The organism is Massilia sp. S19_KUP03_FR1, from assembly GCF_036688685.1.
Lineage (GTDB): Bacteria > Pseudomonadota > Gammaproteobacteria > Burkholderiales > Burkholderiaceae_D > JALYUM01.
This window is the reverse complement of record NZ_JAQQPS010000001.1, coordinates 22865-37804: the sequence shown is the minus strand read 5'-3', so window position 1 is coordinate 37804 and position 14940 is coordinate 22865. Positions and strand designations below refer to the sequence as shown.

The following is a 14940-nucleotide window of genomic DNA, read 5'->3' as shown; positions in this document are numbered from 1 at the left end:
GTGGTGGTCGTCGTGATGGCAGTGTCCATACGACCCGCTGCTTCCGGCAATCCCTTGCTACTCTGTTCAGACATTCGTTTTTCAGTATTTTTAGTGCGCAAGTCGCGCAGCGAATTATAATGCGGCAAATGGAAAACCCTAACCAATTCGTCCAGTGGCTGCGCTCTGTCGCGCCGTACATTCATGCCTTCCGCGGCAAGACCTTCGTTGTTGCATTTCCTGGTGAGTTGGTCACCGCCGGCGCCCTGCCGGTGCTGGCGCAGGATTTGTCGCTGCTGGTTGCGCTCGGCATTCGCGTGGTCATCGTGCACGGCTCGCGCCCCCAGGTGGCCGAGCAACTGGCCCTGCGCAACGTCGAAGGCCGCTTTCACAACGGCATTCGCATCACCGACCTGCCTGCGCTCGAATGCGCCAAGGAAGCGGCCGGCGAACTGCGCCTCGACATCGAAGCGGCCTTCAGCCAGGGCTTACCCAACACGCCGATGAGCAATGCGGCGATCCGCATCATCTCCGGCAACTTCGTCACCGCGCGCCCGCTCGGCGTGTTCGACGGCGTCGACCTGGAACTGACCGGCGTCACCCGCAAGATTGCGTCCGAAACCATCCAGCCGATCCTCGAAACCGACAGCCTGGTGCTGCTGTCTCCATTGGGGTTCTCGCCGACCGGCGAAGTGTTCAACCTGACCATGGAAGACGTCGCCGCTTCCGCCGCCATCGCCCTGCACGCCGAAAAACTGATCTTCATCACCGAAACAACGATGATGACCGACATTGCCGGCACCGAGATCCGCGAACTGTCGTCGCACCAGGCCGAAGCCGTGCTGCAAGCCGGCTTTCTGCCGCCGGACGCCTCGTTCTACCTGCAGCATGCGATTAAAGCCTGCAACAGCGGCGTCGACCGCGCCCACATCGTACCGTTCGAAATGGACGGCTCGGCGCTGCTGGAACTGTTCACCCACGATGGCGTGGGCACCATGATCAGCCACGAGAACCTGGAAAGCCTGCGCCAGGCCACAATTGAGGACGTTGGCGGGATTATCAAGCTGATCGAGCCACTCGAAGCCGACGGCACCCTGGTCAAACGCGGGCGCGAGCTGATCGAACGCGAAATCGAACAGTTTTCCGTGATCGACCACGATGGCGTGATTTTCGGCTGCGCCGCGTTGTACCCGTTCCCGGAAGCGAAGATGGGCGAGATGGCGTGCCTGATCGTGAGCCAGGAAGTGCAGACGCAAGGCGACGGTGAGCGTATCCTGAAACACATGGAAAACCGGGCGCGCGCGGCCGGCCTGACCAAATTGTTCGTGCTCACCACGCGCACCATGCACTGGTTCAAGAAGCGCGGCTTCGTGCCCGCCTCGGTGGACGACCTGCCAAAAGACCGCCAGCACATGTACAACTGGCAGCGCAAGTCACAGGTTTTGATCAAGACCCTATAATCACGCCTTCATTTAAAAAACCAGGAGCTCACATGGCCCGCACCGTCCATTGCATCAAATTAGATAAAGACGCCGAAGGGCTCGATTTTCCGCCGTATCCAGGTGAACTGGGCAAGAGGATTTACGAATCCGTGTCGAAGGAAGCCTGGCAGGCGTGGTTGAAGCACCAGACCATGCTGGTCAACGAAAACCGCCTGAACCTGGCCGACCAGCGCGCGCGCAAGTACCTGGCGACGCAGATGGAGAAGCACTTCTTTGGTGAAGGCGCGGATGCGGCGATGGGGTATGTGCCGCCGGCGGAATAACTCAAGCGATTGACGGCTCACAGTCTGCATGGGTCCCGACGTGCGTCGGGATGACGGTTTTAAAGCCAACAAACGTTGCTCCGTCATCCTCGCGAAGGCGAGGACCCATAACACGTCAATGCCGAGAAAGAAACGCAGCAAATCACATCTGCTTGCACTGCCTCAGCTCGCAGCGCGCCATAAACGTCCGGCCATCCTCGCAGCGCATGCGATACACCTCCACCGGCCCGACCGGCGTCACGAGCGCCGCACCCTCCCCACCCCGACACGACTGCGCCGAAGCGAGCCGCTCCACCGTCACCGACGACACACCCGCCACGAACGGCACGGGTTCGATCGGCACGCCATTGGGGTCGAACAGCTGCGCCGGCCCGGGACGCGCGCGAGCGGTCGGATCCGCTACCATGCGATCCCGGAACATCGAGCAGCCGCTCAATACGACGGCGAACAGTCCTGCCACTACCAGCGTGCGTTTCATGGTGCGTCCAATTTAAAAGGTGAGGGTTTTGACGCCGTCGGCGGTGCCCAGCAGGCACACGTCGGCGCCGCGCGCAGCGAACAGGCCGACGGCAATCACGCCGACGATCTGGTTAATTTGTGCTTCCAGTGCGACCGGATCGGTAATCGACAAGCCGGCGACATCGATGATCTCGCCGCCGTTATCGGTAATAAAAATGTCGTCGCTGGCCACCACCGTGCGCACCCGTGGCTGGCCGCCCAGTGCCGCCAGCTGGCGCATGACGGCGGCGCGCGCCATCGGCAGCACTTCTACCGGCAAGGGGAATGTGCCCATCGTCCCGACCAGTTTCGAACCGTCGGCGATGCAGACAAACCGCTTCGATACCGAGGCCACGATTTTCTCGCGCGTCAGCGCCGCGCCGCCGCCCTTGATCATGGCGCCCGTGTCCGTGATTTCGTCGGCGCCGTCGATGTAGACGGCGATCGATTCGACTTCGTTCAGGTCATACACTTCGATGCCATGCGCACGCAGGCGCGCGGCAGTCGCTTCGGACGAGGCCACGGTGCCCTTGATGCGGTCCTTGATCTTTGCCAGTTCGTCGATGAAGAAGTTGGCCGTGGAACCGGTGCCGACGCCGATGATCTCGCCATCGACCACGTAATCGATGGCGGCACGCGCCACGGCTTGTTTGAGTTCGTCCTGGGTCATGATGATGAAAAGTGGTTGTCAGAAGAAGCCGACATTTTAGCGCAAGGATGGCAGGTGGCGGCGGCTTCCCGGTGCTACCAGGAAACTTTCCAGCACGGTGTCGTACAGCGCCAGCGCGTGCGCGTACTGCGGCTGGCGCATCGCCTCGGGCCGCTGCAGGAATTTCAGCACGAAATAATCGGCCAGCAGGTCGCCCTGGGCTTCCATATTGAAGTCAGCCAGGGTGGCATCTGGACGCAAGCGATAAGCGTAGGACAGCCCGATCCGGATCGCCCCGCGCAGGCGCACCGGGTAGCCCAGCTGATGCTGCCAGATGTGGACCATCTCGTGCATGAACCAATGCCGATTGGCGAGGGATGCCTGGGCATAGTCGTCAAGGAAGCAGGACGCATGAAAATACATCTGGCCGTTCGGCGTCATCGCGCAGTTGCGGGGCTGAAAAGGCATGTAGCGCCGACCGTGAATGCGCACGCGCGCGTAGTCGATGGCATCGCGAAACAGCAGGGACGCCATGGCGATTTCACCTGCGCTAAGGGGGCGCCAGCGCTGCTGACGCAGGCGCCGAGAACGTATGGCATCCATCGTTACCATTGCCTTGTCACCGAACGTCTCGTTTGTGATGGCGTCAATGATTATCCCAGTAGTACACGACTCTCGAAAAATCCCGCCGCTTCAGATCGTCGGCACGAATATAGAATGCACCCATTCCCGCATCACCCCAGATCATGTCGAAACTGCCGTCTCTGCGGCCTTCCTGCAATTCGAGAAGGACGACCCAGTCCTCGGCTGGACGAATCATCCGAGGGTCTTTCTGAACGGGCGAACTGTATCCGCCCATTTTTGCAAGGTGGTCTTTTTGGGAAAAGGCCTCGTAGTTGACTGCCACTGCATCTTCTTGCGCACCAAACTGCTCAAAAAATTTGTCAGCCGGTTTACCAAAGAAGCGCTGGAAGCGATAGTCCCAGATGGACACAGGCTCAGTACCGGCCTGGAAGCGGAGTCGGGTGGTCCCGGCAAGGGGCAACATCATTTCACGCGGCAACATTGGAGGGCTCCGCAATGTTGCGCGCTCCTGCAGGACTTGCGGGTGGTAGATTAACTTGAACCATGCCTGTTTCGAGAGCGCAGCAAAAAAATTCTGCTCGTTATAGGGTTTGGCATGATATTGCGGCATACCGTAAATATGCGCCTTTGCGTCTCCCACAGCGATGAAAAACTGCAGAATGCCTTGTGACGGATAACCTTTCAGCGCGGGCATTTCGGAAAAATTAAGCTGCGCCAGCAATGCCAGCGGGACGCCGTCGGGGCCGGTGGGATAAGCCTGGTCCTTCGGGAGATACGGCAAACCGCCCAGTTTACTGTTCCAGGGCGCCACATCGATATTTTTGTCGGCAATGATATCGATGTAGGCCAGTTGGGAGCGTGCGATTTCTGCAGCAAACTTTGCCATTTCTGGTGGGGATTCGCCATAGCGAACCGTTGCAACGACAGGCTTGGTTGCGGGTCGTCGTTCCGGTACTGCTTGTTTTGGCGAGCAGGCTACTATCGACATGACTGTCACTGAAAGCAGCATGACAGCAGCTGTTGCCATACTTTTCGATTTTTCGAGGTGCAACCATTTAGATCTCATGCAGTTCCCTGTAATGTTCCGCTGCGACCTTTGTGCGCTTGAGATGATATGGCAATCTGAATGCAGATTGCCCGAATAGTTGCACGCCCTCCCAGTTAGCGGCTTAACTGCCGGCCTTCCTCGTATGTTCATGACCCCAAGTAGACATCGTGGATTTCTTGAAAGTAATTTCGAAAGGTGTAGCATCGTTTTCAATGAATGCACTTGCATTTCGTCGGATCGATGCCAACGCAGCATCGTCCAGCGGCCAGTGGTGCCTTGGACAAGAGCTGAGCCATGGCGATGACTGCGGCAATCTCAGCTTAGGAATTTCTCATGGAAATGTTGCGCGCGCTAAATTTGCCCCGCAGGCTGGCCGCTCTGATTCTCATCTTTTCATGCGGCTTCATCACATTTGGCGTGTTTTCATTCCAGACGCTCAATGAACTCAAGGTGAACGGTCCGCTCTACCATCGTATTGTGCAGGGCAAGGATTTGATCGCCGACGTGTTGCCTCCGCCAGAATATATTCTCGAATCCTACCTGGTGAGCTTCCAGCTGATGGCCACCGACAATCCGGCGCATCAAAAACAGCTGATCGCCCGCCTCGGCACGCTACAGAACGAACATGAAACCCGGCATGCGTTCTGGAGCAAGGAGGGTCTCGAGAGCGACATCGCTGAAACCTTGCTCAAGGGCGCCTACCTGCCCGCGGTGACCTTTTATGACGTCGCCTTCAAGGATTTCAATCCCGCACTCCAGAGCCATGACAAACAAGCAGTGGGTGCCGCGATGGCAAAAATGAAAACCGCGTACGACACGCACTTGCGCGCAATCAATCAAGTGGTGGCGCTCACGAACCAGCACTCCGAGGTATTCGAGGCGCAATCGAAGACCCGCATTGCATCGGCAACGATCTTGCTGCTGGCGATCCTGGTGCTATCGCTGGGCGCGGGCATCGGCGGCGCGATTCTCATCACTCGCAGCATCACCGGGCCGCTGCAGGGCGCGGTCGACATCGCCAAGGCGGTTCCGCGGGCGACCTGTTCAGCGACATTCCCACGACCTTTCATGATGAACCAGGGCAACTCATGCAAGCCTTGAAGAGCATTAATGACAATTTGTCCCACACGGTAGGCCAGGTCCGCGCCAGCACCGACACGATTGCCGTCGCCTTGCGCCAAATCGCGGCCGGCAACCTGGATCTGTCGTCCCGGACCGAGGCGCAGGCAAGTTCCCTGGAGCAGACCGCGTCGGCCATGGAGCAAATCAGCAGCACCGTCAGGAAGACTGCCGATCATGCCCAACAGGCCAACCGCCTCGTGCTGGCCGCCTCCCATGTTGCGGTCGAGGGTGGCGAGGTCGTTGAACGGGTGGTGGCGATGATGGGTGCGATGAAGGAAAGTTCAGGCAAAATTGCCGACATTATCGGCGTGATCGACAGCATCGCCTTCCAGACCAATATTCTGGCGCTCAATGCCGCCGTCGAGGCAGCGCGCGCCGGTGAACAGGGGCGTGGCTTTGCCGTCGTGGCGACCGAAGTGCGCCACCTGGCCCAGCGCTCGGCCAGTGCAGCCAGGGAAATCAAGACCTTGATCGGCGAATCGGTCGACAAGGTCGATGTGGGCAGCAAACTGGATCCGGGAGGTCAGCGTTTTCAAGATCGACGATGCAGTCTGGCAAGCCAGGCTGGCGGCGGAACAGCGGCTGGTGGCGGCGGGCAGCAACCCGGTGCGAGGGCTGCTGCCGGTCTGAACACTGAAGACCCGGAGCGGTTCCGGCAGGGCTGGTCTGGTCTGGCACCAGCCCAATGCAGCGATCGCTTATTGGCGCAGCGCGGCCGCGGCGCGCGCCAGTTCCGTGATGCGGCCCCAGTCGCCGGCCGCAATCGCGTCTTTCGGCGTCAGCCACGAACCGCCCACGCACGCCACGTTTTTCAGCGCCAGGAAGCTTGGCGCCGTGTCGATCGAAATGCCGCCGGTCGGGCAGAACGTCACGTCGCCCAATGGGCCGGCAATTGCGTTAAGCATGCCCACCCCGCCCGCCTGCATGGCCGGGAACAGTTTCAGTTGACGGAAGCCCGCTTCACGCGCGGCCATCACTTCGGACGGCGTCATCACGCCCGGCAGCAGCGGCAAGCCACTTTTTTTGGACGCCTCGATCAGCGCGGCCGTCAAGCCGGGCGAGACGCCGAACACGGCGCCGGCGTCACGCGCGGCGGCGAATTCTTCCGGCGCGGTCAAGGTGCCGACGCCAATGATGGCGCCTTCCACCTGTGCCATGTCGCGGATCGCGTGCAGGCCGTGCGCGGTGCGCAGCGTCACTTCCAGCACGCGGATGCCGCCCGCCACCAGCGCGCGCGCCAGCGGCACGGCGTGGGCCGGATCGTCGATGGCGATCACGGGAATCACGCTCGCCGAGCGCATAATTTCAAGTACGGTCATGGTCATGTTATCTACCTGTTCAGTTTTTACGTGCGAGGAAATCTTCGTCCGAACCCGGCATGATTTCGCCCGAGTCGACGCCTTCATGCAGCGGCACCACGGTCTGGCGCGGCGACGGCAGCGGGAACGTGGTGGCGCCCTTCTCCGCTTCGCTGATCGCGTTGCGGAACACGGCAAACAGTTCGCGCCCCATGCCGATATGGTTCGAGGTCAAGTCGGCCGCAGCCAGCGTGCGCTTGTCCCACACGGCGGCCGGCACCAGCGCTTCGAGCGTGCCGGTGGAGGCATCGAGGCGAATGATATCGCCATCGCGCACCCGGCCCAGCGGTCCGTCGGCCAGAATTTCCGGCGACACGTGGATCGCCGCAGGTACCTTACCCGACGCGCCCGACATGCGCCCGTCGGTCACCAGCGCCACGTGGTGGCCGGCATCCTGCAGGTTGGCCAGCGCCGGCGTCAGTGCATGCAGTTCCGGCATGCCGTTCGCGCGCGGGCCCTGGAAGCGCAGCACGGCCACGAAATCGCGGTTCAAATGGCCGGCCTGGTAGGCGTGCATGAAGTCTTCCTGCGAATCGAAGGTCAGCGCAGGCGCTTCGACGATGCGATGTTCGACCTTCACCGCCGAGATCTTCATGATCGCGCGGCCCAGGTTACCTTTTACCAGGATCATGCCGCCATCGGCCGCAAACGGGTTCGACGCCGGGCGTACCACGGCTTCGTCGCCGGAGGCCAGAGGCAGGTCTTTCCAGATCGCCTTGCCGGCATCGAGGAAGGGCTCGGTCGTGTGCGCGCGCAGACCATGGCCGAGGATGGTGTTGACGTCGTCGTGCGCCAAACCTGCATCGAGCAGTTCGCGGATCACAAAACCCGGACCGCCGGCGGCCTGGAAGTGGTTCACGTCGGCGTCGCCGTTCGGGTAGATGCGCGTGAGCAGTGGCACCACGGCGGACAGTTCATTGAAATCGTCCCAGTCGATGACGATGCCGGCCGCCTTGGCGATGGCCACCAGGTGCAGCGTGTGGTTGGTCGAGCCGCCGGTGGCCAGCAAGCCGGCCAGCGCGTTGACGATGCATTTCTCGTCGACGATGTGCGCCACCGGCATGTAGTCGCCGCCCTGCTGGGTGATCTTGACGGCGCGCTGCGAAGCGGCCACCGTCAGCGCCTGGCGCAGTTCGGTGCCCGGCGTGATGAAGGCGGCGCCCGGCATGTGCAGGCCCATGATTTCCATCAGCATCTGGTTGCTGTTGGCGGTGCCGTAGAAGGTGCAGGTGCCGGCGCCGTGGTAGGACTTGGCTTCCCCGTCGAGCAGTTCTTCACGCGTAGCCAGGCCGAGCGCGTAACGCTGGCGCACCGCGGCTTTTTCTTTGTTCGACATGCCGGTGGTCATCGGACCGGCCGGCACGAACACGGCCGGGATGTGGCCGAAGTGCAGCGCGCCGATCAACAGGCCCGGCACGATCTTGTCGCACACGCCCAGGTACAGCGCCGCGTCGAACATATTGTGCGACAGCGCCACGGCCGTGCTCATGGCGATGGCATCGCGCGAAAACAGCGACAGCTCCATACCCGGCTGGCCTTGGGTGACACCGTCGCACATGGCCGGCACGCCGCCGGCAAACTGGGCCACGGCACCAGCCTCGCGCACGGCATCCTTGATAATCGCAGGGAAGTGTTCGAACGGCTGGTGCGCCGACAACATGTCGTTATACGAAGAGACGATCGCCACCGACGGCTGGCGGTATTCGCGCAGTTTCAGCTTGTCGTTGGCGGGGAAGGCCGCAAAGCCATGGGCCAGGTTGGTACACGACAAGGCGCCGCGCTGCACGCCCTTGATCCGCGCCGCGTCGACGTGGGCCAGGTAAGCGGCGCGCGATGGCGCACTGCGTTCGATGATGCGCTTGGTTACGCGTTCAACTACGGGGTGGAGCGCCATGGTGAGTTCCTTGTTTGTGAATTCTGAAATCAATCCTGAAATTTTACTACAAAAGGAAACGCCGGGTGTTTCATTGCTATTCAACGATAAAAATTATTTCCAGACGTCCACAGCGGGGGGCGAAGAGCGCTGTTCTGTAGTGAATTTACTCCTGGTTCATGTATTATTCGACTACCTTTAATCGCATTCCACCCACGCCCATGCTCACGCCTTCCCTGACCAGTACTGCCACCTTCCAGGCACTTGAAACCCACGCCGTCGATGCCGAAGACTGGCAGATGCGCGGCCTGTTCGGCGCCGACCCGCAGCGCTTCGAGCGTTTGTCGGTCGAGGCCGCGGGACTGTTCCTAGACTATTCAAAAAACCGTCTGGACGGGCGCACGCTTGACATGCTGGCCGCGCTGGCGCGCGAACGCGGCGTTGAAGCGCGCCGCGACGCCATGTTCGCCGGCGAAAAAATCAATCTGACCGAACAGCGCGCCGTCCTGCACACCGCCCTGCGCGCCCCGCGCGACCTGGCGCTGACCGTGGACGGCCAGGACGTGGCCGCCGACGTGCACGCCGTGCTGCGTCGCGTACACGCCTTTTCCGACGCCGTGCGCAGCGGCGCCTGGCAAGGTTACACCGGAAAACCCATCACCGATATCGTCAACATCGGCATCGGCGGCTCCGATCTGGGCCCGAAAATGGTCTGCCTGTCACTGCGCCAGTACGCCCACCCGCGCCTGCGGATGCATTTCGTCTCGAACGTCGACGGCCACGACATCGACGCCGCCCTGCAGCAGGTGAACCCGGAAACGACGCTGTTCATCATCGCTTCCAAAACCTTCACCACCGCCGAGACCATGATGAACGCGCAAGCCGCGCGCGCCTGGTTCCTGCAAAGCGCATCGGAAGCGGAACTGTCGCGCCACTTCGTCGCCGTCTCGACCAACGTCGAAGCCATCAAGACGTTCGGCATCGACCCGCAGAACATGTTCCCGTTCTGGGACTGGGTGGGTGGACGCTACTCGGTCTGGTCGGCCATTGGCCTGCCGGTGGCCCTCGCGGTCGGCTACGGCTACTTCGCCGACTTCCTGGCCGGCGCCCACGCCATGGATCTGCATTTCAAGGAGGCGCCTTTCGAACAGAACATGCCGGTCATCCTGGCGCTGGTGGGTTTCTGGAACCGCCAGTTCCTTGGCTGCACCTCTGTCTCGATCGCGCCCTACCACCAGGACCTGAACCGCTTCCCGGCCTACCTTCAGCAGCTCGACATGGAAAGCAACGGCAAGCGCGTCACGCGCGCCGGCCTGCCGGTCGACACGCCAACCTGCCCGGTCATCTGGGGCGACACCGGCACCAACGGCCAGCACGCCTACTTCCAGCTGCTGCACCAGGGCACCGACGTCACGCCTATCGATTTCATCGCCGTCCTGCGCCCGGCGCACGAACTGGAAAACCAGCACGCGGCCTTGCTGGCCAATTGCTTCGCCCAGTCCGAAGCCTTCATGAAGGGCAAGACGCAGGACGAAGTACGCATCGACCTGCAACAGCAAGGCCTGTCGCTGGCCGAGATCGAAAACCTGGCGCCGCATAAAACCTTCCCCGGCAACCGCCCCAGCAACACCATCCTGATGGACTACCTGAACCCCTTCAACCTGGGCTCGCTGATCGCGCTGTACGAACACAAGACCTTCGTGCAGGGCGTCATCTGGGACGTCAACAGTTTTGATCAGTGGGGCGTGGAACTGGGCAAGGTGCTGGCCAAACGCATCGAAGCGGAACTGACGGGCACCCCTGCGCCAAGCGAGCACGACAGCTCCACCAACGGTCTCATCGCCCGCGCCCGCGCGGCAGACTAAGGAAACAAATGAATATCGAAGTCTTTCACGACCAGACCATGCAAGTAGGCGAATGCCCGCTGTGGCATCCCCATGAACTGGTGCTGTACTGGGTAGACATCGACGGCTTCGCCGTCCACCGCAAGGACCCCGGCAGCGGCGCACACCGCCAGTACGCCATGGACAGCGAACCGTGCGCGCTCGCCATCCACGCCACCGGCGGCCTGGTGGTCGCGCGCCGCGATGGCTTCGTCCACCTCGACACCGCGAGCGGCGCCGTCACGCAGATCGCCGCTGCGCCGTACGATACCGCCACCACCCGCTTCAACGATGGCCGCGTCGACCCGGCCGGCCGCTTCTGGGTCGGCACCCGCTACGAACCGGGCGATCAGCCGGTGGCCGAGATGTTCGTGCTCGAACGCGGCAAGGTGCAGCGCGCCTGGTCAGGCAATATGACCAACTCGAACGGCCTGGCGTTTGCGCCGGGCGGCGACGCCATGTACCACGCCGACACCACCAGCCACCGCATCGACCGCTACGATTTCGATGCCCTGGCCGGCAAGGCGTGCCACGTGCTGCGCTTCCAGCAATTCGACACTGACAAACAGTCCGCCAACTACGGCGGCCGTCCGGACGGCGCCGCCGTCGACAGCGAAGGCGCCTACTGGTGCGCGATGTTCGAAGGCGCGCGCCTGCTGCGCTTTTCCGCGGCCGGCAAGCTGCTGCAGGAAGTCGCCCTGCCAGTGCAATGCCCGACCATGATCGCGTTCGGCGCAGACGATCTGCGCACCCTGTACATCACCAGCGCCAGCCACAAGCGCCCGCAGGCCGAAAAGGCGCGCCTGCCGCTGACCGGCCAGGTGCTGGCGCTGCGGGTGGATGTCCCGGGCCGCGTCGAGCATGTGTACGAACCATAAAATGTGTTTACGATACGAATACAATTGACTGAGCAGGAGTGGACCGCTATTCTTCCACCTTCCTGTTCCCATTTTTCGCTCCCGCTCCAGCTTCACCGCATCAGGATTGCCTGACGATAGCGCAGGCCTTCCATCTACCCTCCCATGACATCACCCTCACGCACTATCCCCGCCGGCTACTGGCGCGCGGCGCTGGCCGAATTGAACCTGTTTCAGCCAGAGCTCCCGAGCAGCGCGCGCACGATCGAGCTGGCCCAGGTCGAGGGTGTGTGGCGCGTGACGGGCGCCGCCGACGAGGTCGAGGCATGGACCCGGATCCAGTTCGCCGCCAGTAAAACCCCAGCCAGCGACGTGATCCCCTTCCTGTTGACGCCAGCCCGCCTGGCAGCCGACGCCAGGGGCGAGGCGCCGGCGCTGCTGTGCATCGCGTGCCGCCTGAAGCGCTCCGGCGAACTGGTGGCCGACCCGCAGCGGATGCCGTGGATTCCGCGCGAACTGCTGGCCCCCACGCTGGCCCGGCTGGCCGTGGGCACACTCGACCAGCACGACCAGTTCATTGCCAGCCTGCCATTCAAGCCGGCCAGCCTGGACGACGCGCTGGCGATTGCCGCCGACCTGTTCGAGGCCGTTACGGGCGCAGTGTTGCCGGCCTTGCAGGCCACGCTGGGACGCGCCGCCGGTACCGCCTTCGCCGCCGAGGGCCACACCCTGGTCTCGCACTGGTTCGGCATGCCGTGCGACCCGCCCGTGATCGCGCGCCACATCATCAAGCTGTACGACCAGATCGCCTACGAGCTGGCGCCGCTGCCGCTGTTCGAGAACCTGGCCAGCACGATTGAAAGGCCCGCGCGCGCGCCGCTGTCGGTTGGCGCTTGCGGCGCCCAGTACGCGGCCACGGTCGGGCATATCGACACGCGCCATCCGCTCTCGCCGTCGCAACGCATCGCCATGACCGAACTGGCGCTGCTGCCCGAAGGTGGCGTGCTGGCCGTGAACGGTCCGCCCGGCACCGGCAAGACCACCTTGCTGCAAAGCGTGGTGGCGCAACTCTGGGTCGATGCCGCGCTGGCCCAGGGCGAGTGCCCGATGATCGTGGTCGCGTCGACCAACGTCAAGGCGGTCGAAAACGTGCTATACAGTTTTGCCAGCATCTGTGAGCACACCGGCCACGAGCGCTGGCACCCGTACCCGGGCGGCTTCGGCCTGTTTCTGGCGTCCGAATCGCGCCAGAGCAGCTACCCGGTCTGCACCGCGAAAAGCCAGCCCTTCACCGACTGGGAAGCACGCGCGCCGGTGTATGCCGCGCAGCGCACCTTCATCGAGAAGGCGCAGGCACAGTTTCCGGGCGAGCGCGCCATCGTCAACATCGTCGCGAAGCTGCACGCGCAGCTCGAGCATCACGCCCAGCGCCTGCGCGCGCTGATCGGCGCGCGCCACGCCATTCACAAAGCCAGCGGTGCCGGGCTGCACGATGGCGCCAGCAGCACCTGCGAACGGCTGATCGTCCAGTACCAGGCCGACATCCAGAGCCACGCCCGCCAGGCCCGCATCTGGGCGCGCGCCATCGCCACCTGCCACGACGCCACCGCGGCCGCCACCACCACCTACGCCGAAGCGGTGGCCGACATCCTGCGCGCCGAAGCGGGCTGGGTGAACCACATGACCCATTCGCCGCTGTGGCTCGACCTGCTGGCCTTCGTGCCACTGGTCAGGCGCCAGCGCGCGAAACTGGACCGCACCTTCCTCGCATCGGAACGGGCGACAGTCACCCTCAACGACCGCAGCGACGAGCCGGCCGCCTTCCTGCACAACGCCAAACTGGGGGCGCTACATACCCGCAACGCCACCCAGGCTGCGATTGCCGAACGCTTCCAGGAAGCCGAACAGCAGCGTCAAGCTGCGCTGGCCCAGCAACGCCTGGCGCAGCACAAACTGGCCGAAATCGAAACCCTGCTCGACCAGTGGCGCGACGCCCTGCAAGGCGATTTGCGCCACCTGCACGACGCCACCCTCGACGACCTCGAAGATGCGCTCGACCTGGCCCTGCGCGCGCCCATGTTCGGCCTGGCCGATCATTACTGGACCGGCCGCTGGCTGCTGCAGCAGCAACAGCGCTTGTCGAATATGGACAGCGACACGCGCGGGCGCGTCAAACTGGAAGCAAAATACCGCCGCTTCGCCAAGCTGTCGCCGTGCCTGGTGACCAATGTCCACATGGCGCCGGCCTTCTTCACGGCCTGGCAAGGCGACGATATCCCGCTCTGGAACACGATCGACCTGCTGATCGTCGACGAAGCCGGCCAGGTGGCGCCGGATGTCGGCGCCGGCCTGTTCGCGCTGGCCAAACGCGCACTGGTGGTAGGCGACGTGCACCAGATCGAACCGATCTGGAGCACCGGGCAAGGCGTCGACCGCACGACCGCGGTCCAGTTCGGGTTGACCAGTGCGCCGCACGACCCCGAGTACGACCGCCTCGCCGACGCCGGCTACCTGAACGCCAGCGGCACGCTGATGGCGGTGGCCAACCGCGCCTGCGCCGTCCAGCAATTTCAAGAATCCCGTGGCCTGATGCTGCTGGAACACCGGCGCTGCCTGCCGCCGTTGATCGACTTTTGCAACCAGCTCAGCTACGCCGGCCGCCTGCAACCGCTGCGCACCATGGTGCCGTCGGCTTTGCTGTTCCAGCCGTTCGAAGCCATCCACGTGGCCGGGCGCGACGTCAAGGCGGGCGCCAGCCGCACCAACGACGAGGAAGCGCACGCCGTGGTCGACTGGCTGATGAGCAACCGCACCCGCATCGAAGCCCATTACAGCGCACTGGCCGGTGCGCCACGCCTGCTGTCCGAACTGGTGGGCGTGGTCACGCCGTTTGCCGCGCAGGCCGGCCTGATCGGCGCGCTGCTGCGCAAGCACGTCGCGCGCGACATCACGGTCGGCACCGTGCACGCGCTGCAAGGCGCCGAACGCGCCATCGTGGTGTTCTCGCCGACCTACGGGACCAAGCCGATCGAGGCCTTCTACGACCAGTCGCCGAACCTGCTCAACGTGGCGGTCTCGCGCGCGCGCGACAGTTTTATCGTCATCGGCAACCTGGCGCTGTTCGACGCCAGCCGTCCCGACCTGCCCTCCGGCCTGTTAGCCAAGTACATGTTGCCGACGTAAAGTATCCGTACGGATATGCTATTAAGCTATCAGATCGATAGGAACGATTCAATTTACCTATTCTGCATGCATCCCTATACTGAGCTCGGGAGGTGTGCTCGCGGCCGTGCCGCGCGCCACCGCTTCCATCGATTTCAACC

General features: G+C 63.0%; 12 protein-coding genes and 1 pseudogene. 7 read left to right on the top strand and 6 right to left on the bottom strand.

Annotated features, from left to right (window positions below; genetic code table 11):
* Positions 1 to 128 precede the first annotated feature (128 nt).
* Together argA and V6M87_RS00135 are read left to right on the top strand one after the other, a co-directional pair.
* Positions 129 to 1439, top strand: a complete 1311-nt coding sequence (gene argA, locus V6M87_RS00140; protein WP_332847693.1) for an amino-acid N-acetyltransferase — start codon at positions 129 to 131, stop codon at positions 1437 to 1439.
* Between the two features lie 32 nt (positions 1440 to 1471).
* Positions 1472 to 1744 (top strand): oxidative damage protection protein, encoded by a 273-nt coding sequence (locus V6M87_RS00135; protein ID WP_332847692.1) that lies wholly within the window; start codon positions 1472 to 1474, stop codon positions 1742 to 1744.
* Between the two features lie 142 nt (positions 1745 to 1886).
* Here V6M87_RS00135 and V6M87_RS00130 read toward each other — a convergent pair whose 3' ends face one another.
* The 4 genes from V6M87_RS00130 to V6M87_RS00115 all read right to left on the bottom strand — a co-directional run bounded on the left by V6M87_RS00130 (position 1887) and on the right by V6M87_RS00115 (position 4542).
* A complete protein-coding gene (locus V6M87_RS00130) occupies positions 1887 to 2222 on the bottom strand; it encodes a hypothetical protein (RefSeq protein WP_332847691.1) in 336 nt (111 codons plus the stop codon).
* 12 nt (positions 2223 to 2234) lie between these two features.
* The gene (rpiA, locus tag V6M87_RS00125) at positions 2235 to 2912 is read right to left on the bottom strand and encodes a ribose-5-phosphate isomerase RpiA (RefSeq protein WP_332847690.1); all 678 of its coding nucleotides are present in this window, start codon (positions 2910 to 2912) and stop codon (positions 2235 to 2237) included.
* 36 nt (positions 2913 to 2948) lie between these two features.
* The gene (locus V6M87_RS00120) at positions 2949 to 3425 is read right to left on the bottom strand and encodes a Rhs element Vgr protein (protein WP_332847689.1); all 477 of its coding nucleotides are present in this window, start codon (positions 3423 to 3425) and stop codon (positions 2949 to 2951) included.
* A gap of 112 nt (positions 3426 to 3537) precedes the next feature.
* A complete protein-coding gene (locus V6M87_RS00115) occupies positions 3538 to 4542 on the bottom strand; it encodes a YwqG family protein (protein WP_332847688.1) in 1005 nt (334 codons plus the stop codon).
* Between the two features lie 315 nt (positions 4543 to 4857).
* Between V6M87_RS00115 and V6M87_RS27205 the strand changes: the two genes are divergently transcribed.
* Both V6M87_RS27205 and V6M87_RS27200 read left to right on the top strand, forming a co-directional pair.
* Entirely contained in the window at positions 4858 to 5625 is a 768-nt protein-coding gene (locus tag V6M87_RS27205) for a hypothetical protein (RefSeq protein ID WP_442920536.1), read from the top strand.
* Positions 5613 to 6074, top strand: a pseudogene (locus V6M87_RS27200) (methyl-accepting chemotaxis protein); the annotation flags it as partial. The gene V6M87_RS27205 and the pseudogene V6M87_RS27200, both read left to right, overlap by 13 nt.
* Positions 6075 to 6344: 270 nt before the next feature.
* Here V6M87_RS27200 and eda read toward each other — a convergent pair.
* Together eda and edd are read right to left on the bottom strand one after the other, a co-directional pair.
* Positions 6345 to 6971 (bottom strand): bifunctional 4-hydroxy-2-oxoglutarate aldolase/2-dehydro-3-deoxy-phosphogluconate aldolase, encoded by a 627-nt coding sequence (gene eda / locus V6M87_RS00105; protein WP_332847977.1) that lies wholly within the window; start codon positions 6969 to 6971, stop codon positions 6345 to 6347.
* Positions 6972 to 6984: 13 nt separating this feature from the next.
* Positions 6985 to 8898: a phosphogluconate dehydratase gene (gene edd / locus V6M87_RS00100; RefSeq protein ID WP_332847687.1), complete on the bottom strand. Its 1914-nt coding sequence runs from the start codon at positions 8896 to 8898 to the stop codon at positions 6985 to 6987.
* A 200-nt stretch (positions 8899 to 9098) separates the two neighbouring features.
* Between edd and pgi the strand changes: the two genes are divergently transcribed.
* From pgi to V6M87_RS00085, 3 genes are all read left to right on the top strand, one after another.
* Positions 9099 to 10742 carry a glucose-6-phosphate isomerase gene (gene pgi / locus V6M87_RS00095; protein ID WP_332847686.1) on the top strand — a complete coding sequence of 548 codons (1644 nt, stop codon included), beginning with the start codon at positions 9099 to 9101 and terminating at the stop codon, positions 10740 to 10742.
* 8 nt (positions 10743 to 10750) lie between these two features.
* Positions 10751 to 11638, top strand: coding sequence for an SMP-30/gluconolactonase/LRE family protein (locus tag V6M87_RS00090; RefSeq protein WP_332847685.1), 888 nt, complete (start codon positions 10751 to 10753; stop codon positions 11636 to 11638).
* Positions 11639 to 11782: 144 nt separating this feature from the next.
* Positions 11783 to 14800, top strand: coding sequence for a DEAD/DEAH box helicase (locus tag V6M87_RS00085; RefSeq protein WP_332847684.1), 3018 nt, complete (start codon positions 11783 to 11785; stop codon positions 14798 to 14800).
* The last annotated feature ends 140 nt before the right edge of the window (positions 14801 to 14940 follow it).

Bases quoted from the DNA above. Each gene is read 5' to 3' on its own strand.
- V6M87_RS00130 (WP_332847691.1), bottom strand. From the start codon at position 2,222: ATGAAACGCACGCTGGTAGTGGCAGGACTGTTCGCCGTCGTATTGAGC.
- edd (WP_332847687.1), bottom strand. From the start codon at position 8,898: ATGGCGCTCCACCCCGTAGTTGAACGCGTAACCAAGCGCATCATCGAA.
- V6M87_RS27205 (WP_442920536.1), top strand. From the start codon at position 4,858: ATGGAAATGTTGCGCGCGCTAAATTTGCCCCGCAGGCTGGCCGCTCTG.
- V6M87_RS00115 (WP_332847688.1), bottom strand. From the start codon at position 4,542: ATGAGATCTAAATGGTTGCACCTCGAAAAATCGAAAAGTATGGCAACA.
- rpiA (WP_332847690.1), bottom strand. From the start codon at position 2,912: ATGACCCAGGACGAACTCAAACAAGCCGTGGCGCGTGCCGCCATCGAT.
- V6M87_RS00120 (WP_332847689.1), bottom strand. From the start codon at position 3,425: ATGGCGTCCCTGCTGTTTCGCGATGCCATCGACTACGCGCGCGTGCGC.
- V6M87_RS00135 (WP_332847692.1), top strand. From the start codon at position 1,472: ATGGCCCGCACCGTCCATTGCATCAAATTAGATAAAGACGCCGAAGGG.
- eda (WP_332847977.1), bottom strand. From the start codon at position 6,971: ATGACCATGACCGTACTTGAAATTATGCGCTCGGCGAGCGTGATTCCC.
- argA (WP_332847693.1), top strand. From the start codon at position 129: ATGGAAAACCCTAACCAATTCGTCCAGTGGCTGCGCTCTGTCGCGCCG.
- V6M87_RS00085 (WP_332847684.1), top strand. From the start codon at position 11,783: ATGACATCACCCTCACGCACTATCCCCGCCGGCTACTGGCGCGCGGCG.
- V6M87_RS00090 (WP_332847685.1), top strand. From the start codon at position 10,751: ATGAATATCGAAGTCTTTCACGACCAGACCATGCAAGTAGGCGAATGC.
- pgi (WP_332847686.1), top strand. From the start codon at position 9,099: ATGCTCACGCCTTCCCTGACCAGTACTGCCACCTTCCAGGCACTTGAA.